The organism is Pseudomonas sp. TH15 (assembly GCF_016651105.1).
Classification (GTDB): domain Bacteria; phylum Pseudomonadota; class Gammaproteobacteria; order Pseudomonadales; family Pseudomonadaceae; genus Aquipseudomonas.
This window is the reverse complement of sequence record NZ_JAEKEL010000001.1, coordinates 2,015,522-2,038,400: the sequence shown is the minus strand read 5'-3', so window position 1 is coordinate 2,038,400 and position 22,879 is coordinate 2,015,522. Positions and strand designations below refer to the sequence as shown.

Annotated in this window: 19 protein-coding genes and 3 pseudogenes; 7 read left to right on the top strand and 15 right to left on the bottom strand. The window is 60.0% G+C overall.

Annotated features, from left to right (window positions below; genetic code table 11):
- Positions 1 to 21: 21 nt before the first annotated feature.
- The 3 genes from mreD to mreB form a co-directional block, all read right to left on the bottom strand.
- Positions 22 to 513: a rod shape-determining protein MreD gene (mreD, locus tag JFT87_RS09080; protein WP_201200560.1), complete on the bottom strand. Its 492-nt coding sequence runs from the start codon at positions 511 to 513 to the stop codon at positions 22 to 24.
- The gene (gene mreC / locus JFT87_RS09075) at positions 513 to 1,610 is read right to left on the bottom strand and encodes a rod shape-determining protein MreC (RefSeq protein WP_201205130.1); all 1,098 of its coding nucleotides are present in this window, start codon (positions 1,608 to 1,610) and stop codon (positions 513 to 515) included. Before mreC ends, mreD begins: the two co-directional genes overlap by 1 nt.
- A 142-nt stretch (positions 1,611 to 1,752) precedes the next feature.
- A complete protein-coding gene (gene mreB, locus JFT87_RS09070; protein WP_002555108.1) occupies positions 1,753 to 2,790 on the bottom strand; it encodes a rod shape-determining protein MreB in 1,038 nt (345 codons plus the stop codon).
- 211 nt (positions 2,791 to 3,001) lie between these two features.
- On the opposite strand from mreB, the gene gatC reads away from it, so the two are divergent.
- From gatC to JFT87_RS09040, 6 genes are all read left to right on the top strand, one after another.
- Positions 3,002 to 3,289 carry an Asp-tRNA(Asn)/Glu-tRNA(Gln) amidotransferase subunit GatC gene (gene gatC / locus JFT87_RS09065; RefSeq protein ID WP_007901429.1) on the top strand — a complete coding sequence of 96 codons (288 nt, stop codon included), beginning with the start codon at positions 3,002 to 3,004 and terminating at the stop codon, positions 3,287 to 3,289.
- A 16-nt stretch (positions 3,290 to 3,305) separates the two neighbouring features.
- Positions 3,306 to 4,757 carry an Asp-tRNA(Asn)/Glu-tRNA(Gln) amidotransferase subunit GatA gene (gene gatA, locus JFT87_RS09060; RefSeq protein WP_201200559.1) on the top strand — a complete coding sequence of 484 codons (1,452 nt, stop codon included), beginning with the start codon at positions 3,306 to 3,308 and terminating at the stop codon, positions 4,755 to 4,757.
- 10 nt (positions 4,758 to 4,767) lie between these two features.
- Positions 4,768 to 6,213, top strand: coding sequence for an Asp-tRNA(Asn)/Glu-tRNA(Gln) amidotransferase subunit GatB (gene gatB / locus JFT87_RS09055; RefSeq protein WP_201200558.1), 1,446 nt, complete (start codon positions 4,768 to 4,770; stop codon positions 6,211 to 6,213).
- A 221-nt stretch (positions 6,214 to 6,434) separates the two neighbouring features.
- Entirely contained in the window at positions 6,435 to 6,809 is a 375-nt protein-coding gene (locus JFT87_RS09050) for a septal ring lytic transglycosylase RlpA family protein (RefSeq protein WP_201200556.1), read from the top strand.
- A 59-nt stretch (positions 6,810 to 6,868) separates the two neighbouring features.
- The gene (locus JFT87_RS09045; protein ID WP_201200554.1) at positions 6,869 to 7,930 is read left to right on the top strand and encodes a calcium/sodium antiporter; all 1,062 of its coding nucleotides are present in this window, start codon (positions 6,869 to 6,871) and stop codon (positions 7,928 to 7,930) included.
- The gene (locus JFT87_RS09040) at positions 7,927 to 8,307 is read left to right on the top strand and encodes a carboxymuconolactone decarboxylase family protein (RefSeq protein WP_090175522.1); all 381 of its coding nucleotides are present in this window, start codon (positions 7,927 to 7,929) and stop codon (positions 8,305 to 8,307) included. Before JFT87_RS09045 ends, JFT87_RS09040 begins: the two co-directional genes overlap by 4 nt.
- A 115-nt stretch (positions 8,308 to 8,422) precedes the next feature.
- On the opposite strand, the gene JFT87_RS09035 is transcribed toward JFT87_RS09040, so the two are convergent.
- The 9 genes from JFT87_RS09035 to JFT87_RS08995 all read right to left on the bottom strand — a co-directional run bounded on the left by JFT87_RS09035 (position 8,423) and on the right by JFT87_RS08995 (position 20,085).
- Entirely contained in the window at positions 8,423 to 9,364 is a 942-nt protein-coding gene (locus tag JFT87_RS09035; RefSeq protein WP_201200547.1) for an AEC family transporter, read from the bottom strand.
- A 265-nt stretch (positions 9,365 to 9,629) separates the two neighbouring features.
- Complete coding sequence (gene garD, locus JFT87_RS09030; RefSeq protein ID WP_201200545.1) at positions 9,630 to 11,183, bottom strand: galactarate dehydratase; 1,554 nt, start codon at positions 11,181 to 11,183, stop codon at positions 9,630 to 9,632.
- An 11-nt stretch (positions 11,184 to 11,194) separates the two neighbouring features.
- On the bottom strand, positions 11,195 to 12,562 hold the full coding sequence (locus JFT87_RS09025) for an MFS transporter (protein ID WP_201200542.1): 1,368 nt from the start codon (positions 12,560 to 12,562) through the stop codon (positions 11,195 to 11,197).
- Between the two features lie 164 nt (positions 12,563 to 12,726).
- Positions 12,727 to 14,172, bottom strand: coding sequence for an aldehyde dehydrogenase family protein (locus JFT87_RS09020; protein WP_201200541.1), 1,446 nt, complete (start codon positions 14,170 to 14,172; stop codon positions 12,727 to 12,729).
- A gap of 59 nt (positions 14,173 to 14,231) precedes the next feature.
- Complete coding sequence (gene kdgD, locus JFT87_RS09015; protein ID WP_201200540.1) at positions 14,232 to 15,143, bottom strand: 5-dehydro-4-deoxyglucarate dehydratase; 912 nt, start codon at positions 15,141 to 15,143, stop codon at positions 14,232 to 14,234.
- Between the two features lie 358 nt (positions 15,144 to 15,501).
- Positions 15,502 to 16,251, bottom strand: a complete 750-nt coding sequence (locus tag JFT87_RS09010; protein ID WP_201200538.1) for a FadR/GntR family transcriptional regulator — start codon at positions 16,249 to 16,251, stop codon at positions 15,502 to 15,504.
- A gap of 193 nt (positions 16,252 to 16,444) precedes the next feature.
- Positions 16,445 to 18,172 (bottom strand): ABC transporter ATP-binding protein/permease, encoded by a 1,728-nt coding sequence (locus tag JFT87_RS09005; protein WP_201200536.1) that lies wholly within the window; start codon positions 18,170 to 18,172, stop codon positions 16,445 to 16,447.
- A 97-nt stretch (positions 18,173 to 18,269) separates the two neighbouring features.
- Positions 18,270 to 18,830, bottom strand: coding sequence for a response regulator transcription factor (locus JFT87_RS09000; protein WP_007942792.1), 561 nt, complete (start codon positions 18,828 to 18,830; stop codon positions 18,270 to 18,272).
- Positions 18,823 to 20,085 carry an ATP-binding protein gene (locus JFT87_RS08995; protein ID WP_201200533.1) on the bottom strand — a complete coding sequence of 421 codons (1,263 nt, stop codon included), beginning with the start codon at positions 20,083 to 20,085 and terminating at the stop codon, positions 18,823 to 18,825. Before JFT87_RS08995 ends, JFT87_RS09000 begins: the two co-directional genes overlap by 8 nt.
- A 385-nt stretch (positions 20,086 to 20,470) precedes the next feature.
- Here JFT87_RS08995 and JFT87_RS08990 point away from each other — a divergent pair, with 385 nt between their 5' ends.
- Positions 20,471 to 21,190: an SIMPL domain-containing protein gene (locus JFT87_RS08990; RefSeq protein ID WP_201200531.1), complete on the top strand. Its 720-nt coding sequence runs from the start codon at positions 20,471 to 20,473 to the stop codon at positions 21,188 to 21,190.
- Positions 21,191 to 21,359: 169 nt separating this feature from the next.
- Here the strand turns inward: JFT87_RS08990 and JFT87_RS08985 are convergent.
- The 3 pseudogenes from JFT87_RS08985 to JFT87_RS08975 form a co-directional block, all read right to left on the bottom strand.
- Positions 21,360 to 21,536 (bottom strand): annotated as a pseudogene (locus JFT87_RS08985) (DUF6124 family protein); the annotation flags it as partial.
- 117 nt (positions 21,537 to 21,653) lie between these two features.
- Positions 21,654 to 21,830: pseudogene (locus JFT87_RS08980) on the bottom strand (DUF6124 family protein); the annotation flags it as partial.
- A gap of 122 nt (positions 21,831 to 21,952) precedes the next feature.
- A pseudogene (locus tag JFT87_RS08975) lies at positions 21,953 to 22,305 on the bottom strand (DUF6124 family protein); the annotation flags it as partial.
- Positions 22,306 to 22,879 lie beyond the last annotated feature (574 nt).

Here is a 22,879-nt window from a genome sequence, read left to right as displayed (position 1 = left end):
TACGGGCTAATGCCTGACCGTTTAATTGATTTTGTAACGTCGACGCAAACCACGCAAACCGAAGCTGATCCACGGCCAGAGCAACGCACTCACCAAGGCTGGAAGTACCAACGCCAGGGTGGGTTGGCGGTTGCCGGTCAGGGCGCTGAGCCACAGTTGAACCAGTTGGGCCAGGCCGAAAATCACCAGAAGCACCAGGCACTGCTGCCACATCGGGAACATCCGCAGACGCTGTTGCAGCGACAGCACCAGGAAGGTGATGAGGGTCAGGATCAACGCATTCTGGCCAAGCAATGTGCCGTAGAGCACGTCTTCAGCCAGCCCCAGGCAAAAAGCGGTCACCATGCCGACTTTTTGCGGCATGGCCAGCGCCCAGAATGCCAGTAGCAACGCCAGCCAGAGCGGGCGCAGGATTTCCATGAATTGTGGCAACGGCGAAACGCTGAGCAACAGACCGATGGCGAAGGTCAGCCAGACGATCCAGCCGTTTCGGGATGCAGTCGCACCGGCCATTATTCTCTTCCCCCAGTGGTGGCCGGTGCAGAGACAGGCGGTTTGGCAGCAGGTTTCACAGCAGGCGGCTTGGCGACAGGCTTGGCCGGACGGGTGGTTGCCGCAGGCTTGGCAGGCGTTGTGGCAACTGGCGCTGTGGCCGGCGCAGCAACAGCTGGAGTCGGCACGACCGCAGGAATCGGCTTCGGCACGGTTGCCGGGATGATCGGCCCGCCGCCGTGTTGATCCAGAGCCTCCTGGGCCTGGGCTGCGTCGTTGGCGCGCTCTTCTGCGGTGCGACCATCGCTGAACACCAGCAGCAGATAACGGCTACGGTTCAAGGCTGCGGTCGGCACGGCGCGCACAATGGCAAACGGCTGGCCGGAATCGTGGATCACTTCCTTGACCGTTGCTACCGGGTAACCCGCCGGGAAACGCTGACCGAGGCCGGAGCTAACCAACAAGTCGCCTTCTTTAATGTCGGCAGTGTCGGCGACATGACGCAGTTCCAGGCGTTCCGGATTACCCGTGCCGCTGGCAATCGCCCGCAGGCCGTTACGGTTCACTTGCACAGGGATGCTGTGGGTCGTGTCTGTCAGCAACAATACGCGGGAGGTGTACGGCATCAACTCCACCACTTGGCCCATCAGGCCGCGGGCATCGAGCACCGGCTGACCGAGGACCACACCGTCGCGCTCACCTTTATTGATGATGATGCGATGGGTGAAGGGGTTGGGGTCCATGCCGATCAACTCGGCCACTTCGACCTTCTCGTTGACCAGCGCGGAGGAATTGAGCAACTCGCGCAGCCGAACGTTCTGCTCCGTGAGGGCGGCAAGCTTTTGCATGCGACCCTGCAGCAGCAGGTTTTCAGTCTTGAGTTTTTCGTTCTCGGCAACCAGTTCGGTACGGCTGCCAAATTGGCTGGCCACACCTTGCCATAGCCGCTGCGGCAGGTCGGTGATCCAGTAAGACTGCATCAGCACCAGCGACATCTGACTACGCACTGGCTTGAGCAGTGTGAAGCGGGCATCGACCACCATCAGCGCGACCGATAGCACGACCAGCACCAATAAGCGCACGCCCAGTGAGGGGCCTTTGGCGAAAAGCGGTTTAATAAGCCGCTCCTCCCAGGCAAATGTTCTCTTTATTCATACGGCATCAAACCGGCCTGGATGCAGACTGACAGAAGATAAACGCCAACAGGCAGCACTGCAAAGTGCTGCCTGCGCGCTCACAGCATAGATGCAACCCAACGACTTATTCGCTGGAGAGCAGGTCCATGGTGTGTTTATCCATCATTTCCAATGCACGGCCACCGCCGCGAGCAACACAGGTCAGCGGATCTTCGGCAACGATTACCGGCAGACCGGTTTCCTGGGCCAGCAACTTGTCGAGGTCGCGCAGCAAGGCGCCACCACCGGTCAGTACCAGGCCACGCTCGGCGATATCGGAAGCCAGTTCCGGAGGCGATTGCTCCAACGCGCTTTTGACAGCCTGAACGATGGTGGCCAGGGACTCTTGCAGAGCTTCCAGCACTTCATTGGAGTTCAGGGTGAATGCGCGTGGAACGCCTTCAGCCAGGTTACGGCCGCGAACGTCGACTTCACGCACTTCGCCGCCCGGGTAGGCAGTACCGATTTCCTGCTTGATGCGCTCGGCGGTGGATTCGCCGATCAGGCTGCCGTAGTTGCGACGTACATAGGTGATGATCGCTTCGTCGAAACGGTCGCCGCCAACCCGTACGGATTCGGCGTAAACCACACCGTTCAGGGAGATCAACGCGATTTCAGTGGTACCACCACCGATATCGACAACCATCGAACCGCGTGCTTCTTCAACTGGCAGGCCGGCACCGATCGCAGCAGCCATTGGCTCTTCGATCAGGAACACTTCACGAGCACCGGCACCAAGGGCCGATTCACGGATGGCACGACGCTCCACCTGGGTGGATTTGCACGGAACGCAGATCAGCACACGAGGGCTAGGCTGCAGGAAGCTGTTTTCGTGAACCTTGTTGATAAAGTACTGCAGCATCTTTTCGCAGACGCTGAAGTCGGCAATGACGCCGTCTTTCATCGGACGAATGGCAGCAATGTTGCCCGGCGTACGACCAAGCATGCGCTTCGCTTCGGTGCCGACAGCAACGACACTTTTCTGGTTACCGTGTGTCCGAATAGCCACAACGGAGGGCTCATTCAGGACGATTCCGCGCTCGCGCACGTAAATAAGGGTGTTGGCAGTGCCCAGGTCAATGGAAAGATCGCTGGAAAACATGCCACGCAGTTTCTTGAACATGGGAAAGGGACCCTAGGCAACGCGTGGGTAAAAAAGTGCGGCAAACTCTAACAACGACAGGGATTTTGGGCAAGGCGCCAATATGTTAAATTGGCCGCTTTTCTGTGCACCAACCCCCACAATCGCGGCCTTATGACCGTAGAAATGCGGTAGTGTTCCGACAATCTAACACACGGACGCCGTCCGTTCTGTTTTCCACTGGAGAATCGCAATGGCGCTTGAACGCTCCGACGTGGAAAAAATCGCACATCTGGCCTGCCTTGGCCTGAATGATGCCGATCTTCCACACATCACTTCGGCCCTGAACAGCATTCTCGGGCTGGTCGACGAAATGCAGGCAGTCAATACCGATGGTATCGAGCCGCTGGCCCACCCACTGGAAGCCAGCCAGCGCCTGCGTGCAGACGTCGTGACCGAGACCAATCATCGCGAGGCCTATCAGTCCATCGCACCAGCGGTCGAAAACGGCCTGTACCTGGTTCCGAAAGTCATCGACTAAAGGGAAAGAGCCTGCAATGCATCAAATGACTCTGGCCGAGATCGCCCGCGGACTCGCCGATAAAAAGTTTTCTTCCGAAGAGCTGACCAAAGTCCTGCTGGCGCGTATCGCCCAGCTCGATCCACAGCTCAACAGTTTCATCAGCCTCACCGAAGACCTGGCGCTCCAGCAGGCGAAAGCCGCTGACGCACGCCGCGCCAATGGTGAGAGCGGCGCCCTGCTCGGCGCGCCGATTGCCCACAAAGACCTGTTCTGCACGCAAGGCATCCGCACCAGCTGTGGCTCGAAGATGCTCGACAACTTTAAAGCACCGTATGACGCCACCGTGGTCGCCAAACTGGCCGCTGCCGGCGCCGTGACGCTGGGCAAGACCAACATGGACGAATTCGCCATGGGGTCGGCCAACGAGTCGAGTTACTACGGCGCGGTGAAAAACCCGTGGAACCTGGAACACGTGCCGGGCGGTTCGTCCGGTGGTTCGGCTGCCGCGGTTGCCGCTCGTCTGTTGCCAGCCGCGACGGCTACCGACACCGGTGGCTCGATCCGCCAACCGGCGGCGTTCACCAACCTCACTGGCCTGAAACCGACCTACGGTCGTGTTTCGCGTTGGGGCATGATCGCTTATGCCTCTAGCCTCGACCAAGGCGGCCCGTTGGCGCGCACGGCTGAAGACTGCGCGATCCTGCTGCAAGGCATGGCCGGTTTCGATACCAAGGACTCCACCAGCATCGACGAGCCTGTGCCGGATTACAGCGCCAGCCTCAATACGTCGCTCAAAGGCCTGCGCATCGGCGTGCCGAAGGAATACTTCAGCGCCGGTCTCGACCCTCGCATCGCCGAGCTGATCCACAACAGCGTCAAGGAGCTGGAAAAGCTCGGTGCCGTGATCAAGGAAATCAGCCTGCCGAACATGCAGCACGCGATTCCTGCGTACTACGTGATCGCTCCGGCAGAAGCCTCCTCCAACCTGTCGCGTTTCGACGGTGTGCGTTTCGGCCACCGCTGCGCCGATCCGAAGAACCTGGAAGACCTGTACAAACGTTCCCGTGGCGAAGGCTTTGGCCCGGAAGTGCAGCGCCGGATCATGGTCGGGGCCTACGCGCTGTCGGCTGGTTACTACGACGCCTACTACCTGAAGGCGCAGAAGATCCGTCGCTTGGTGAAGAACGATTTCATGGCCGCCTTCACTGAGGTCGACATCATCCTCGGCCCAACCACGCCGAACCCGGCCTGGAAGATTGGTGCCAACAAAAACGATCCGATCGCCGAGTACCTGGAAGATATCTACACCATCACCGCCAACCTCGCGGGCCTGCCGGGCTTGTCCATGCCAGCTGGTTTTGTCGACGGTCTGCCGGTCGGCGTGCAATTGCTCGCCCCGTATTTCCAGGAAGGTCGCCTGTTGAACGTTGCCCATCAGTATCAGTTACACACTGACTGGCACACCCGCACCCCAACCGGCTTCTGAGGAGAAACACATGCAATGGGAAGTCGTGATCGGGCTGGAGATTCATACCCAGCTCACCACCCGGTCGAAAATCTTTTCCGGTAGTTCCACCACCTTCGGTTCCGAGCCGAACACCCAGGCCAGCCTGATAGACCTGGGCATGCCCGGCGTACTGCCAGTGCTGAACCAGGAAGCGGTGCGCATGGCGGTGATGTTCGGCTTGGCAATCGATGCCGAGATCGGCCAGCACAACGTGTTCGCCCGTAAAAACTATTTCTACCCGGACCTGCCCAAGGGCTACCAGATCAGCCAGATGGAATTGCCGATCGTCGGCAAAGGCCACCTGGACATCGCCATGGACGACGGCACGATCAAACGTGTCGGCGTGACCCGTGCGCACCTGGAAGAAGACGCCGGTAAAAGCCTGCACGAAGAGTTCAACGGCGCCACCGGCATCGACTTGAACCGCGCCGGCACGCCGCTGCTGGAAATCGTTTCCGAGCCGGACATGCGCAGCGCCAAGGAAGCCGTGGCCTACGTCAAGACCGTCCACGCGCTGGTGCGCTATCTGGGGATCTGCGACGGCAACATGGCCGAAGGCTCGCTGCGTTGCGACTGCAACGTGTCGATCCGTCCGAAAGGCCAGGTCGAATTCGGCACGCGCTGCGAGATCAAGAACGTCAACTCGTTCCGCTTTATCGAGAAGGCGATCAACAGCGAAGTACGCCGTCAGATCGAGCTGATCGAAGACGGCGGCAAAGTGATCCAGCAGACTCGCCTGTACGATCCGAACAAGGACGAAACCCGTCCAATGCGCAGCAAAGAGGAAGCCAACGACTACCGTTACTTCCCCGATCCGGACCTGCTGCCGGTGGTGATCGAGGACTCGTTCCTCAATGACGTGCGCGCTACCCTGCCGGAACTGCCGCCGCAGAAACGCGAGCGCTTCCAGGCGCAGTTCGGTCTGTCGGTCTACGACGCCAGTGTCCTGGCCACCAGCCGTGAGCAAGCCGATTACTTCGAGAAAGTCGCGAGCATCGGCGGCGACGCCAAGCTGGCGGCCAACTGGGTGATGGTTGAACTGGGCAGCCTGTTGAACAAACAGGGCCTGGACATCGAGCAGTCGCCGGTCTCGGCCGAGCAACTGGGCGGCATGTTGCTGCGCATCACCGACAACACCATCTCCGGCAAAATCGCCAAGGTTGTGTTTGAAGCGATGGCCAACGGCGAAGGCAGCGCGGACGAGATCATCGACAAGCGCGGCCTCAAGCAAGTGACTGACAGCGGCGCGATCTCGGCGGTACTGGACGAAATGCTCGCAGCCAATGCCGAACAAGTTGAACAGTACCGCGCGGCAGACGAAGCCAAACGCGGCAAGATGTTCGGCTTCTTCGTCGGCCAGGCCATGAAAGCCTCCAAAGGCAAGGCCAACCCGCAACAGGTCAACGAACTGCTGAAAAGCAAGCTCGAAGGCTGATGAGAATAGAGCCAGTCTCAAGGACTGGCTCCGTCTCCTGCAGGAGTGATCTGTGGCGAGGGGATTTATCCCCGTTGGGCTGCGCAGCAGTCCCAAAATCTGAGAGCTCGGTTTATCGGGTGTAAATCAAGCTCGGCATCTGGGGCCGCTTCGCTGCCCAACGGGGATAAATTCCCTCGCCACAAAAGCTCACGCCTGCACTAGTTTCGGGAAACCTTTGAATGAAGCGTTTGTTCATCAGCTGCGCCCTGCTCTCCTTGCTGGCCGGTTGCGCCAGCAACGACATCATCGACCCACACGGTTACGACCAGACAGGCACGGCGTCCTATTACGGCGCCAAGCACCACGGCAAACGGACCGCCAGTGGCGAGCCGTTCAACCAGAATGCCCTGACCGCCGCCCATCGCCAGTTGCCGTTCGGCACCCGGGTGAAGGTCACGAATTTGAACAACGACAAATCCTGTGTGGTGCGCATCAATGATCGTGGCCCGCATACTCGCGGACGCTTGATCGACCTGTCCCGCGCAGCCGCCGCGCAGTTGGGTATGGTCAGCAGCGGCACCGCACGGGTTCGCGTGCAAGCCCTCGATAACTGACCCCTGCCACTGATGGAGCCCAGGCCATTTACGGATTAGCCGACATCCCCCTGCTGAGCGTGATCGAACTGCTCAGCGGCCTGTTTCTACTGATCGCCGGCGCCGAGCTGATGGTCCGCGCCGCCGTACGCCTGGCAGCGCGCCTGCATGTGCGGCCGCTGATCATCGGCCTGACCATCGTCGCCCTCAGCAGCAGCGCCCCGCAGATGGCCGTCAGCCTGCAAGCCATGCTTGCGCAAAACGCCGACATTGCCGTCGGCAGCGTGATCGGCAGCAGCATTTTCAACATCCTCGTCACCCTTGGCCTGTCGGCGCTGATCATTCCGTTGCGGGTGTCGCGTCAGTTGGTACGCCTGGACATTCCGCTGATGATCGGCGCCAGCCTGCTGGTGTGCGTATTGGCCTGGAACGAAAGACTGACCCGCCTCGACGGTGTGATTCTGCTGGCCGCGCTGGTGTTGTACCTCGGCCTGCTGCTTCGCCAGTCACGGCACTCGGCCCGTCCGCAAACGAACCACGAAGCCACGTCACAAGCCCCGTGGTTCAGCAGCCTGCTGATGATCTTCGCCGGGCTGGCAATGTTGGTGTACGCCGGTCACTTGTTGTTGGGCGCGGCCGTTTCCGTCGCCAGCGACTTGGGGCTGTCGGAGCGGATCATCGGCCTGACCGTCGTCGCCATCAGCACCTCCCTGCCCGAGCTCGCCACCTCGCTGATCGCCGCGCTGCGCGGTCAACGGGAGATTGCCGTGGGCAACGTGATCGGCAGTAACCTGTTCAACCTGTTGGGCGTGCTCGGCTTTACCGCACTGGTGGCGCCATCGCCGCTGTCGGTTTCGCCCAATGCCCTGGACTTCGATTTGCCGGTGATGCTCGGCGTCGCCGTACTCTGCCTGCCGCTGTTTTATACCGGCTACCGGATAACCCGGGCCGAAGGATTGCTGTGCCTGGGTTTGTACCTGGCGTACGGCCTGCACATGGTGTCGTTCACCACCGGGATGCCGCTGGCCGGCAAACTTGAACACCTGATGCTGTTTTTCGTATTGCCGGCGCTGTTGGCGTTCTTGCTGTTCACGTCGCTGCGCGCCTGGCGTCGCCAACACCACAAGAGGGATGTGCAATGACCGACAACAAAAAGCCCGGCGTTGAAGTTCGACGCCAAGTGATGGGCGATGCTTTCGTCGACCGGGCGCTGGGCAATGCCACCGAGTTCAGTCAGCCGCTGCAGGATTTCGTCAATGAACATGCTTGGGGCAGCGTCTGGAATCGTGAAGGTCTGCCGCTGAAAACCCGCAGCCTGATCACCCTCGCCGCGCTGACCGCGTTGAAGTGCCCGCAAGAGCTGAAAGGTCACGTGCGCGGTGCACTGAACAACGGCTGCACCGTGGAAGAGATTCGCGAGGCGTTGCTGCATTGCGCGGTGTATGCCGGAGTGCCGGCGGCGATTGATGCGTTTCGGGCGGCGCAGGAAGTGATCGATAGCTATCAGAAGCCCGAGTAATTCAGAGAGGCTGAAATAGCTTTCGCGAGCAGGCTCGCTCCCACATTGAAATGCGTTTCAACTGTGGGAGCGAGCCTGCTCGCGAAGAGGCCCGAAAGAACAACCAAGCTTCAGGCTAGATCCACCCACCCCACTGCAAAACGAAGATGCCGATATTGGTGGTAATCGCCGCCATCAGCGTGGTCAGCACAATAATCGCCGCCGCCAACTCATGATTGCCCTGCGCCGCCCGGGCCATGACAAAACTCGCCGCCGCCGTTGGGCTGCCGAAGTACAGAAACAGAATCCCCAACTCCGCCCCACGAAAGCCGCACAGCCAGGCGCCAGCGGTCGCCAGCAGCGGCAGGCCGATCATCTTCACCAGGCTTGAACTCAGCGCCATGTTGCCGCTTTTGCGCAATGCCGCCAGTGACAGCGTGCCGCCGATGCAGATCAGCGCCAATGGCAACGTGGTTTGCGCCAGATACTGACCGGACGCCTCCAGCCAACCCGGCAAACTGATCTTGAAATAGGCACACGGCGCTGCCGCAATCACGCTGATGATCAGCGGGTTGGCCATCACGCTTTTGCAGATACTCCACGGATCGGACTTGATCACCGGGCTGTACACCGCCAGCACGATGGTCGAGAGGGTGTTGTAGAAGAGAATGACGAGCGCCGCAAGAATCGCCCCGAGGGAAATCCCGTAGTCGCCGTACATGCTCGCCGCCAGGGCCAGGCCGATGACGCCGTTGTTCCCGCGAAACGCGCCTTGGGTGTAGATGCCCCGGTCTTCTCTCGGACACTTCCAGATCGCCCAACCCCAGGCGATGGCGAAACACACCAGCGTGGCAACGGAGAAGTAAATCAGCAGCGCCGGTTGCAGCGCGGCGTGCAGATCCGCGTGCAAGATGCCCAGAAACAGCAGCGCCGGCATGGTGACGTTGAACACCAGGGCCGACGCGGTATGGATGAAGTTGTCGTTGATCCAGTTGATGCGCTTGAGCAGCACACCCAGAAACAGCATGGCAAACACCGGCGCGGTGATGTTCAGGGTTTCGAGGAAAATTGCCAGCATGCCGGGGGGAACCTTGGGTGGGCGTTGTCAGGGGGCTAATGATAAAGCAAAAGCCCCTCACCCTAGCCCTCTCCCCGAGGGAGAGGGGACCGATCGCGGGATATTCAATAATTCCACCGACCTGAAAGGGCACCTCTGAATCCGGAACGGCTTGTCGAGTCCATAATCAACGCGGTATTTCAGGTCGATGTATTGCGCTGGACAACTCGGTCGGCCCCCTCGCCCTCTGGGAGAGGGCTGGGGTGAGGGCCAAGCCGATCACGCATCAAGTAATCGGCGCCGGGTTGAACAACGTGATGTCGTTATGCAGCTTATGCCGCTCCGCCCACGTCTGCTTCTTGCCGCTGGCCACGTCCAGGTAGTAGTGAAACAACTCCCAGCCCAAATCCTCAATCGAAGCCCGACCCGTCGCAATCCGCCCGGCATCGATATCAATCAGGTCCGGCCAACGCTGCGCCAGTTCAGTCCGGGTCGAGACCTTCACCACCGGCGCCATCGCCAAACCATACGGCGTGCCACGCCCGGTGGTGAACACGTGCAGGTTCATCCCCGCCGCCAGTTGCAACGTCCCGCAGACAAAGTCACTGGCCGGGGTCGCGCAGAAGATCAGGCCTTTGCGCTTGAAGCGCTCGCCAGGGCCAAGCACGCCATTGATCGCGCTGCTGCCGGATTTGACGATCGAACCCAACGACTTCTCGACAATGTTCGACAACCCACCCTTCTTGTTCCCCGGCGTGGTGTTGGCGCTGCGATCCGCTTCGCCCTTGGCCAGGTAACGGTCGTACCAGTCCATTTCCCGCACCAGCTCCTCGGCGACTTCTTTGCTTTCGGCCCGGGAGGTCAGCAGGTAAATCGCGTCGCGCACTTCGGTGACTTCGGAAAACATCACCGTCGCACCGGCCCGCAGCAACAAGTCCGAGGCATAGCCCAGCGCCGGGTTGGCGGTGATGCCGGAGAACGCATCGCTGCCGCCGCACTGCATGCCCAGGATCAGTTCGGACGCCGGCACGGTTTCCCGGCGACGTTGATCGAGCTTCTTCAAACGGGTTTCGGCCAGCGCCATGATCTGCTCGATCATCTCGGTGAAACCATGACTCGAATCCTGCAAGCGATACAGCCATGGCTCGCTCAAATCCACCGAGCTGTCGTTGTCGTGCATCACCTGCCCGGCCTGCAATTTTTCGCAACCGAGGCTGATCACCAGCGCTTCACCACCCAGGTTCGGGTTGCGCGCCAGGTTGCGCACGGTGCGAATCGGGATGTACGCGTCGGTGGCGGTGATCGCCACGCCGCAGCCGTAACTGTGGGTCAGCGCCACCACGTCATCGACGTTCGGATAGCGCGGCAGTAACTCGTCCTTGATGCGCTTGACCGCATGATTGAGCACGCCAGTGACGCATTGCACGGTCGTGGTAATCCCGAGAATATTGCGCGTGCCAACGGTACCGTCGGCGTTGCGGTAACCCTCGAATGTAAAGCCTTCCAGCGGTGCCTGCGCCGCCGGCACTTCGGTGGACAGCGGCAGGCTGTCCAGCGGTGGCGCGGTGGGCATACGCAGTTGATCTTCCTTGACCCAACTGCCGCGCGGAATCGGCTGCAAGGCGTAGCCGATGGTCTGGCCGTAGCGAATCACCTGGCCGCCCTCGGGAATGTCTTCGAGGGTGACTTTATGGCTCTGCGGCACGAAGTCCACCGTCACCAGACCATCGGGAAACTCGGTGCCGGCCGGCACGCCCTGGTCATTGACCACGATCACCACATTGTCCCGCTCGTGCAGGCGGATGTAGCGCGGCGAGTCGGAATGTTCAATCAACTGCATGACGCCGCTCCTCAGGAATGCGCTCGGGATAATTTGTTGGTCATTTCAGGACCATTGACGGGAGGCTCTTTCAACACGACGCGTTTGATCGGGCCGACGATCACCAGATAACTGAACACCGCCACCAACGCATTGCAACCGACAAACACCAGCGCCCACTTGAACGATCCGGTGGTGGCGATGATGTAGCCGATGACGATCGGCGTGGTGATCGAGGCGATGTTGCCGAACATGTTGAACAGGCCGCCACTCAAACCGGCGATCTGTTTCGGCGAGGTGTCCGAGACCACGGCCCAGCCCAGCGCGCCAACGCCTTTGCCGAAGAATGCCAATGCCATGAAGCCGACGACCATCCATTCCACGTCCACGTAATTGCAGGCGACGATGGTGGTCGAGAGCAGCAGACCGCCAATGATCGGCGCCTTGCGGGCGAAGGTCAGCGAGTGGCCCTTGCGCAGCAGGTAGTCGGAAATGATCCCGCCGAGTACACCGCCGATGAAGCCGCAGATCGCCGGCAACGACGCGATGAAACCGGCCTTGAGAATGGTCATGCCGCGTTCCTGCACCAGGTACACCGGAAACCAGGTCAGGAAGAAGTAGGTGATGCCGTTGATGCAGTATTGGCCCAGGTACACGCCGAGCATCATGCGGTTGGTCAGCAACTGGCGAATGTAGTCCCACTTCGGACCGTCGACCTTTTGGCCTTTGCCTTTGTCTTGATCCATGTCCACCAGGCCGCCGTTGTCGGCGATGTGCTGGAACTCGGCGTCGTTGATCATCGGGTGCTGGCGCGGGCTGTGGATAAGTTTCAGCCAGAGCAGCGAGAACACGATGCCGATGCCGCCCATGACCACGAACACATGCTGCCAGCCGAAGGTGTAGACGATCCAGCCCATCAGCGGCGCGAAGATCACCGTGGCGAAGTATTGCGCCGAGTTGAAGATTGCCGAAGCGGTACCGCGTTCAGCGGTCGGGAACCAGGCCGCCACAATGCGGGCGTTGCCAGGGAACGACGGCGCTTCGGCCAGGCCCACCAGGAAGCGCAGCATGAACAGCGCGACGATGGCGGTGGAAACCCCGAACTCACCGACATAGCCCTGGAGCACGGTGAACAGCGACCAGGTGAAGATGCTCAGTGCGTATACTTTTTTCGAGCCAAAACGGTCCAGCAACCAGCCACCGGGAATTTGCCCGGCCACGTAGGCCCAACCGAACGCAGAGAAGATAAAGCCGAGGGTGACCGCGTCGATGCCGAGGTCTTTTTGCAGGCTGGAGCCGGCGATAGCGATCGTAGCCCGGTCGGCGTAGTTGATCGTGGTCACCAGAAACAGCATGAGCAGGATCAAATAGCGGACGTGAGTCGGCTTGGTCGATGACATGTAGATGTACTCCCACTGATTATTTTTATGCGGGGTGAATCTTTAGTTTTTCTGTGGGAGCGAGCTTGCTCGCGATGGTGGTCAACGATGACACAGGGCATCAGGTTTACCACCGCGTCCTCAAGACCATCGCGAGCAAGCTCGCTCCCACAGGGGTATTGCGTTTACGATCCGATGTAGGAGGTCTTCACCACGGTGTAGAACTCTTGCGCATAACGACCTTGCTCACGTGAGCCATAGGATGAACCTTTACGGCCACCGAACGGAACGTGGTAATCCACACCGGCGGTCGGCAGGTTGACCATTACCATTCCGGCCTGGGAATGGCGTTTGAAGTGGTTGGCGTACTTCAACGAGGTGGTGGCGATGCCCGCCGACAGACCGAACTCGGTGTCGTTGGCCATGGCCAGTGCTGCCTCGTAATCCGCCACGCGAACCACGTTGGCTACTGGGCCGAAGATCTCTTCGCGGCTGATACGCATCGCTGCTTCGCTGTCGGCAAACAGCGTTGGCGCGAGGTAGTAGCCTTCGGTGTCGCACGTCACCAAGCCACCGCCGCTGACCAGACGCGCACCTTCGGACTGGCCGATGTCGATGTACTTCAAGTCTTGCTCAAGCTGAGCCTGGGACACCACTGGACCGATGTCGGTGCCGGTTTTTAGTGCGTGGCCGACCTTGATCGACTTCATGCGCTCGGCCACGGCTTCAACGAACTTGTCGTGAATCCCGGCAGTAACGATGAAACGGCTCGAAGCGGTGCAACGCTGGCCGGTGGAGTAGAACGCACTCTGTACCGACAGCTCGACCGCTTGCTTGAGGTCGGCGTCGTCGAGAATGATCTGCGGGTTCTTGCCGCCCATTTCCAGCTGAACTTTCGCTTGGCGCGAGACACAGCTGACGGCGATCTGACGACCGACACCGACCGAACCGGTGAAGCTGATGCCGTCGACTTTCGGGCTCTGCACCAGCGCATCGCCAACCACACGACCGCTGCCCATCACCAGGTTGAACACGCCGGCCGGGAAACCTGCGCGGGAGATGATTTCAGCGAGGGCCCAGGCGCAACCTGGAACCAGATCCGCCGGTTTCAGCACGACGCAGTTGCCGTAGGCCAGGGCCGGGGCGATTTTCCACGCAGGGATGGCGATCGGGAAATTCCACGGGGTGATCAGACCGACCACGCCCAAGGCTTCGCGAGTGACTTCAACATTCACACCCGGACGCACCGACGGCAGGTAGTCGCCGGACAGACGCAGGCATTCACCGGCGAAGAACTTGAAGATGTTGCCGGCGCGAGTCACTTCGCCGATGGCTTCCGGCAGGGTCTTGCCCTCTTCCCGGGCCAGCAAGGTGCCGAGTTCTTCACGGCGGGCGAGGATTTCAGTGCCGACTTTATCCAGCGAATCGTGGCGAGCCTGGATGCCCGAGGTCGACCAGGCCGGGAACGCAGCGCGAGCGGCGTCGATGGCGGCGTGGACCTGAGCCAGATCGGCTTTGGCGTATTCACCGATGGTGTCGGTCAACTCGGACGGGTTGATGTTGCGGCAGTAATCGCTGCCCGCAATCCATTCACCGTTGATGTAGTTATCAAAACGCTTTGAATCAGCCACAGAATTTCTCCTACGCAAAAGGCCGCTGATCACTCAGCGGCCTTGTTTAATCGGGATGGTTACTGAGCACCTTGCTTGTCGATCAGCGCGGCGAGCATTTCGTACTCTGCGCCCGTCAGATCGGTCAGCGGTGCACGCACAGGACCTGCGTCATAGCCGGCAATTTTTGCCCCGGCCTTGACGATGCTCACCGCGTAACCGGCTTTGCGGTTGCGGATGTCCAGGTACGGCAGGAAGAAGTCGTCGATGATCTTGCCGACGGTGGCGTGATCGTCGCGAGCGATGGCGTGGTAGAAATCCATCGCGGTTTTCGGGATGAAGTTGAACACCGCCGAGGAGTAAACCGGTACGCCCAGCGCCTTATAAGCAGCGGCATACACTTCGGCGGTCGGCAAACCACCCAGGTAGCTGAAGCGATCACCGAGGCGGCGACGGATCGACACCATCAATTCGATATCGCCCAGGCCATCTTTGTAGCCGATCAGGTTCGGGCAGCGTTCGGCCAGACGTTCCAGCAGCGGCGCGGTCAGGCGGCAGACATTGCGGTTGTAGACCACGACGCCGATTTTCACCGACTTGCAGACCGCTTCAACGTGGGCGGCAACGCCGTCCTGGCTGGCTTCGGTCAGGTAGTGCGGCAGCAGCAACAGGCCTTTGGCGCCCAGACGTTCGGCTTCCTGTGCGTATTCGATGGCTTGACGAGTCGAACCGCCTACACCGGCCAGGATTGGCACGCTGGTTTCGCAGGTGTCGACAGCGGTCTTGATGATTTCCGAGTATTCGCTGGCCGCCAGAGAGAAGAACTCACCGGTGCCGCCCGCGGCGAAAAGTGCCGTGGCGCCGTATGGGGCCAGCCACTCGAGACGTTTGATGTAGCCCGCGCGATGGAAATCGCCCTGAGCATTGAAATCGGTGACCGGGAAAGACAGCAGGCCGGAAGAGAGGATGGACTTCAGTTCTTGTGGATTCATTATTCGAACACCCTGGATAGCAACGTATGTGTGAGAAAACCGTTCAGCCTTCGCCGAAGTTGTAGGTCATCGTACAACTTAAAATATAACCGTCAACTGCATTTCATCGTTGCGGGCGATTTTTTGTCGGACAGGATTCCAGGTAATGCCGGAAAAACGTTGCAGCAGGGGGCTATCAGCGGCGGCGCGATAACACGCCAGAAAGGTTATGGACGAGAAAGGATGTCGGAGGAGTCAGCCATGACTAGCTGAATACAAAAGCGGCGGCGCACTGCGATCTTTTGACCTGATACTAAAACTGGATCAGAAGATCGTAACGTGCCGCCGCTTTGCAGGATGGGGGCTGGTGCTGAAGCGCTTAGCCGCGCTGGGCTTGTGCTTCTTCGTGGGCCTGGCGCAACCGCTCGCGGCTGTTGGTCAGGTGCAGTCGCATGGCCGCGCGGGCGGCATCACTGTCCTGACGGGCAATCGCTTCGTAGATTTCTTCGTGCTCACGGCTCAGGCGGTGCATGTAGTGCTGCTGATCATCATGCGCCAGACGCGCCGAATTCAGCCGCGTGCGCGGAATAATACTGGTGCCGAGGTGAGTCATGATGTCGGTGAAATAGCGGTTGCCAGTGGACAGCGCAATTTCCAGGTGGAAGGCGAAGTCCGAGGCCACAGCATCGCTGGCGTGGGCGACACTGTCGTTCAAGGCATCGAGGGCGGCGCGCATGGTTGCCAGTTGCTCGGGACTGCGGCGTTGCGCGGCGAGGCCGGCGGACTCCACTTCCAGGCTGATACGCAGTTCCAGAATGGCCAGCACATCACGCAAGGTGACGACGGTGGCCGGGTCAATACGGAAACCGCTCGGGCTCGGGGTGTCGAGCACGAAGGTGCCGATGCCGTGACGGGTTTCAACCTGCCCGGCGGCCTGCAAACGGGAAATCGCTTCGCGCACCACGGTGCGGCTGACGCCATGGGCATCCATGATCGCCGACTCGGTGGGCAACTTGTCGCCACGCTTGAGCTGACCGTCGCGGATCTGCTCGGACAGCACCGTCACCAGTTCCTGAGCGAGGCTGCGGCGCTTGCGAGGGAGGCGAGGTGCGTCGATCGGGTTTTCCATGGTGAACGTCTGTCTCGAAAAATTCGGCTGAAAGCGCATCATAGCGCAAGCGGGTTGTACGATCACTTCTCGTCACACGTTGCCTTTGCAGGAGCCGGGCTTGCTCGCGAAAGCGCCGTGTCAGTCAGCCCATGATTTGGCTGGTATGTCGCCTTCGCGAGCAAGCTTTGCTCCTACAAGTGTTATGGGCTGATCAGGCAGTGACGGTTTGCTCGACAAGGTGGCCGTTGTCGATGCGTACATGCCGTGGGTGGAATCGTTTCAAACTGCTGCGGTGGCCGACACTGACGATGCTCAGCCCTGGCAACTCATCGATCAACGCCTGATACAGCGACGCTTCGTCCTCTTCATCCATCGCCGACGTGGCTTCGTCCATGTACAGCCATTGCGGTGCATAGAGCAGCGCACGGGCAAAGGCCAATCGTTGCTGCTCACCCGGCGACAACATGCGTTGCCAGTGATTGGCTTCATCCAGACGCGACACAAGGTGCGGCAAACGGCAGGTTTCCAACACTTCCACATAACGCTCAGGCGCATACGTGTCGCCGGGCTGTGGATAACTCAACGCTTCGCGCAAGGAGCCAATCGGCAGATACGGCTTCTGCGGCAAGAACAGGTAACGCGCCGCCGGTAGTCGAATGTTGCCGTGACCCGCTGGCCACAAATGCCCCATCGCCCGCAGCAAGGTGGATTTGCCGCTGCCGGAACGACCGCTGAGCATGACGCGTTCGCCCTCCTCCACGGTCATATTGCCGCTGGTCAGCAAGTGGCGACCGTCGGCCAGATCGAGGCCCAGGTTGTGGATTTTCAGGTCCGAGCCCTGGTTTTGAACATCGATGGCTGGCTCGCGCTCTTCGTTATCGGCCATGGCCTGGCGGAAACTCAGGAGACGATCACAGGTGGCGCGCCACGAGGCGAGGTCCGAGTACGCGCTGATAAACCAGCTGAAACTCTCCTGCACGTTGCCGAACGCCGAGCTGATTTGCATCAGTTCACCGAGTTCGATCTTGCCGGCGAAGTAACGCGGCGCAGCGACCATGAACGGGAAGATGATCGCGATCTGGCTGTAACCGGAGGTGAAGAACGTCAGACGCTTGGACACCTTCATGATGTCCCAGAAGTTGTGCCAGACCATCCCGAAGCGGTTGCTCAGGCGACGGTTCTCGTTGGGTTCGCCGTTGTACAGCGCGATGCTTTCAGCATTCTCGCGCACCCGCACCATGGAGAAACGCAGGTCAGCTTCGAAGCGTTGTTGTTGGTTGTTCAGGCCGATCAAGCGACGACCGATCAAGTGCGTCAGCCAACTGCCGACCGCCGCGTACACCAGCACGCACCAGAACATGTAGCCGGGAATCTCATAGCCGAACACCTCGATGCTGCCCGAGACACCCCACAAAATGATCGAGAACGACACTAGGCTGACGACGTTGCGGATCAGCCCAAGGCCCAGGCTCAGGGTGTTGGAGGTGAAGTTGTTAAGGTCTTCGGAAATCCGCTGGTCCGGGTTATCGGTATAACCACCCTGCTCCAACTGATAGTAATTTTTGTCGCCAAGCCAACGGTCGAAGTATTTCTCGGTGAGCCAGGCCCGCCAGCGGATGGTCAGCATCTGCGTCAGGTACAGCCGATACACCGCGCCGACAATCGCCACGGCGGCAATCACGCAGAAATACAGAATCAACTTCCAGAACGCCGCCTCGTCTTTCTTTTGCAGGGCGTTGTAGAAATCCTTGTACCAGGTGTTGAACCACACCGAGATGCCGACGCTGATCAGCGACAGCGCGATCACAGCGATCAGCAACGTCCAGGCCTTGCCCTTCTCTTCGCTGAACCAATACGGCGTGGTCATCGCCCAGACTTTGCGGAAAAACTGCCCGCGCACAGCATCATTGACCGCGGAATATTCAGCGTTCTGATTCATGGATAAGGCTCGATAGAGAAAAGAACACGCACGAACCGATCATAGATGATCGGTTCGGTTTGTCGCGAGGCGTGGCCTGCATTCGTTCAGCGCAGGTTCAGCGACGAACAGGGCGCTTCTGCAGTTTGCGCTGCAGAGTGCGACGGTGCATGCCCAAGGCGCGGGCAGTGGCGGAGATGTTGCCTTCGTGCTCGGTCAACACCCGCTGGATGTGCTCCCACTGCAGGCGATCCACGGACATCGGGTTTTCCGGCACCAGGGTGTCGAGGTCGGCGTGCTCGGACAGCAGCGCGGCCAGCACGTCATCGGCGTCGGCCGGTTTGCACAGGTAATTGCAGGCGCCGCGCTTGATAGCCTCGACGGCGGTGGCGATGCTCGAGTAACCGGTGAGGATCACCACGCGCATTTCCGGATCGAGTTCGAGCAGTTTTGGCAGCAGTACCAGGCCCGAATCGCCGTCCATTTTCAGGTCGAGCGCGGCGTAATCCGGCAGGTCGGCCTGGGCGATGGTCAGGCCTTCTTCGGCGGAACCGGCGGTGCTGACGCGAAAACCACGGCGGGCCATGGCGCGGGCCATCACGCGGGTGAACGTGGCGTCATCGTCTACCAACAGCAAATGCGGCAGTTCTTCGCCTTCTACTTGGATCTCGTCACTCATGTTCGTCTCCTCGGGCGACACGGGGCAGGCGCAGCTCGGTAAGCGTGCCACCTTCCTCATGACTGTAGAGTTTCACTGAGCCGCCGGCGCGTGTCACGCTGGCCTTGCTCAAAAACAGGCCCAGGCCGAAACCTTTGCCCTTAGTGGTAAAGAACGGTTTGCCGATCTGTTCGGCAATGGCCAGCGGCACACCGGCGCCGTGGTCGCGAATGCTGATGGTCAAGTCCTCGGCATTCCAGTCCAGCGTCACTTGCAGCCCTTCGGGGCAAGCGTCGGCGGCGTTGTTCAACAAATTCAGCAGTGCCTGGGTCAGGTCTGGCGGCGGCGCCATGCGTGGCACCGCGCCCTGGCCCAGACGCTGGAAGCGGTAACTGGCTTCCGGGCGCATCAAGTGCCAGCGGTTCAGCGCTTCGTCGAGCCAGTCGGTGACGTCCTGCATCTCTACCGCCAAGCGGCGATTGGCTTCAGCGGCGCGCACCAGTTGCTGCAAGGTCTCCTTGCAGAGTTTGACCTGATCCTGCAGCACCTTCAGGTCATCCTGCAACAGCGGGTCTGGATGATCCTGCTGCATCTCTTTGAGCAGCACGCTCATGGTTGCCAGCGGCGTGCCCAGTTCATGGGCGGCACCGGCAGCCTGAGTCGCGACGGCCAGCAATTGCTGATCGCGCAGGCCTTCTTCGCGGCGGATCGCGCGCAATTCTTCCTGACGGCGCAGCTCTTCGGCCATACGCGCGGCGAAGAACGTGATCACCGCAGCAGCGAGGGCGAAACTCAGCCACATTCCATAGACCTGAAGGCTTTCCCGGGCAATCGGAAAGGTTTGCAGCGGGTAAAACCGCGCCAGCAGCAGGGTGTACATGGTCAGGGCGATGCCCGACAGGATCACCGAAAAACGCCATGGCAACGTCACGGCGGCGATGGTCAGCGGCACCAGGTAATAAGAGACGAACGGATTGGTCGAACCGCCGGAGAAATACAGCAAGGCACTGTGGATAAACAGATCGCAGGCCAGTTGCACGGCGTATTCGAGTTCGGTCACCGGCCACGAAGTGCGCAAGCGGATGGCCGTGAAGGCACACAGCAGCATCGAGCACGCGAGGGTCATTGCCAGTTGAAACCAGGGCAACGGCAGCAAATCGAACCAGTAGGCCAGCCCCACGGAACCGGCCTGAGCGGCCAATACCAAAGTGCGGATGAACGTCAGCCGCCAGAGATTCTGGCGAGTCGCGGAAGTGAGTTGAACGGGGGCGAGCATGAGCTCTCCTGATGAGCGCTCCAGGCGGATCGCAGGGAGTATAACCAAGCGCGGGGGCTGGCAGGCAAAAGTGCGGCAAACCGCCACAGTTACCCACGATCCATCGGCGATGAATAACTCCTGTGGCGAGGGAGCTTGCTCCCGCTCAGCTGCGCAGCAGACGCAAATCGGCTGACTCGGTTTGACGGTTAAATCGCGGTGACTGGTTTTGGGCCTGCTTCGCAGTCCAGCGGGAGCAAGCTCCCTCGCCACACAAGCTTTTCACCACCGAGTTGATTCATCTGTATAGAAGTTGTAACTGGGCGAACCGGATCATAAAAGCTAGAGTCTGATGGTTTCACGCAGGCTCGGACCTTAACCCCTGCGCCCCTTCAAGGAGCTTTTCATGCACACACTTCGCCGCAGCGCCGCCCTCCTCGCCCTCAGCGTTGGCACCGTCGCCAGCCTCCCAGCCCTGGCCGCCGACGAATTGCATTACAACCAGATCTCCCTGCGCGCCGAAGTCAGTCAGGAAGTGGCCCGCGACCTGATGATCGTGACGCTCTACACCGAAGATCAAAACACCGACCCGGCCAAACTCGCCGCCGACGTCAGCACCACCATGAACAAGGCACTGGCCCAGGCCAAGCAAGTCAAAGACATCACCCTGCGCCAGGGCAGCCGCAACAGCTACCCGATCTACGACACCAAAGGCCAGAAAATCACCGGCTGGCGTGAACGCGCCGAACTGCGCCTGGAAAGCTCCGACTTCGCCGCCCTGTCGAAACTGACCGGCGAACTGCTGACCGACCTGAAAATGGGCGGCATGGACTTCGCCATCGCCACGCCAACCCGCAAAGCCAGCGAAGACGCGCTGCTTAAAGAAGCCGTCACCGCATTCAAGGCCCGAGCGCAACTGGCCACCGATGCGTTGGGCGGCAAGGGCTACAAAATCGTTAACCTGAATTTGAACAGCAACGGTTATCCACAACCCTTCATGCGCGCGCCAATGATGATGAAAGCGGCAGCAGGCATGGACTCGGCACCGGTAACGCCGGATGTTGAAGCCGGTACCAGCCAGGTCAGCATGACGGCGGATGGGTCGATTGAAGTGTTGATGCAGTGATTTGATTTGGGCTGAATGAAAAACCGGCGATCAGACAATGATCGCCGGTTTTTTTATGCCTGGGATTTGTGGTGGAAGACCCGACGCCTTCGCGAGCAAGCCCGCTCCCACATTTGGAATGCGGTCTCCTGTGGGAGCGGGCTTGCTCGCGAAGAACGATAACGCGGTCTCACGTCTGCGGGTCCAGATTATCCAGCGCCCGATTCACCGCCAGCTCACTGAGCATGATGATCTGCTGTAGTGCCAGCATCGTGTTGCGTTGCAAACCGCTCAGCTCATCGGCGAAGTTACTGGCCGCAGCACTGGCGGAGGCCAGTGATTCACAGGCGTGAGCGAGCAGGCTTTTCATGTGCCTGGAATTTGTGGTGGAAGATCCGACGCCTTCGCGAGCAGGCTCGCTCCCACATTTGGAATGCGCACTCCTGTGGGAGCGGGCTTGCTCGCGAAGAACGATAACGCGGTCTCAAGTCTGCGGATCAACCCGATCCAGCGCCCGATTCACCGCCAACTCAGCCAACATGATGATCTGCTGAATCCCCAGCACTGTGTTGCGCTGCAGACCGCTCAGCTCATTGGCGAAGTTGCTGGCCGCAGCACTGGCGGAGGCCAGTGATTCACAGGCGTGAGCGAGCAGGCTTTTCATGTGCCTGGAATTTGTGGTGGAAGATCCGACGCCTTCGCGAGCAGGCTCGCTCCCACAGGTACGGCGGAGTCCTTGTGGGAGCGAGCCTGCTCGCGATGAACGATAACGCGGTCTACACCGGGATCGACGTTGTCCAGGGCGCGGTTCACCGCCAGTTCTGCCTGCATGATGATTTGCTGGATCGCCAACGCGGTGTGGCGTTGCGGGCCGATCAGGTTGTTGGCGAAGTCGCTGGCCAGGACACTTGCTGAGGCCAGCGATTCACAGGCGTTGGCCAGCAGGCTTTCGGTGTCGACGTCCGGGGCGATCATGTACATGGTGCTCGGCCGGCGCGACTTCGTGGGTTGGGGGCAGAGATAGAAATCGAGGGCGCGTTTCATGGCTTCGCGGTTTCGGGCGAGGTCTTCGTCGCGTATGGCTTCGTCGAGAGGGGTTGGTTTTTCTTCGGGGGATCGGGTACAGGCTTAGTCATTGGAAAACCCTATTTTGCAAATGGAGCCATCACTTTCCGTTTCTCACACGGAAAGGGGTGGCAGCTATGTGCAGGGTGAGAAAACCGGGAGTAGAACCGGCCAGACCGAAGTCTGCCCGCACACAGCCGCCATAGAACATCACTGGCAGCGGATAAGCTGGCGGCAATTATGGTGGTACTGGCGCCAGATTCATACTCTCGGGCTTCTCACACCCGATCGCTGATGGGTCAGCGACAGCCAAAAGACTAGAGAGCCAGCGTCCGACGGACAACCTGAAAATGTCGTGGGAAGGTTCCGAAATTTTTGCTGACCATTAAACAGCGTCGTTTGCGAGGGCCTCATCGCGAGCAGGCTCGCTCCCACAATTGGACCGAGTACATCCGAGAGAGATTGGTCGGCTGTCAGGCCGCCTTCGCAGGCAAGCCAGCTCCCACAATTGGACCGAGTGCATCCGAAAGAGATGGGTCGGCTGTCAGGCCGCCTTCGCAGGCAAGCCAGCTCCCACAATTGGACTGAGTGCATCCGAGAGAGATGGGTCGGCTGTCAGGCCGCCTTCGCAGGCAAGCCAGCTCC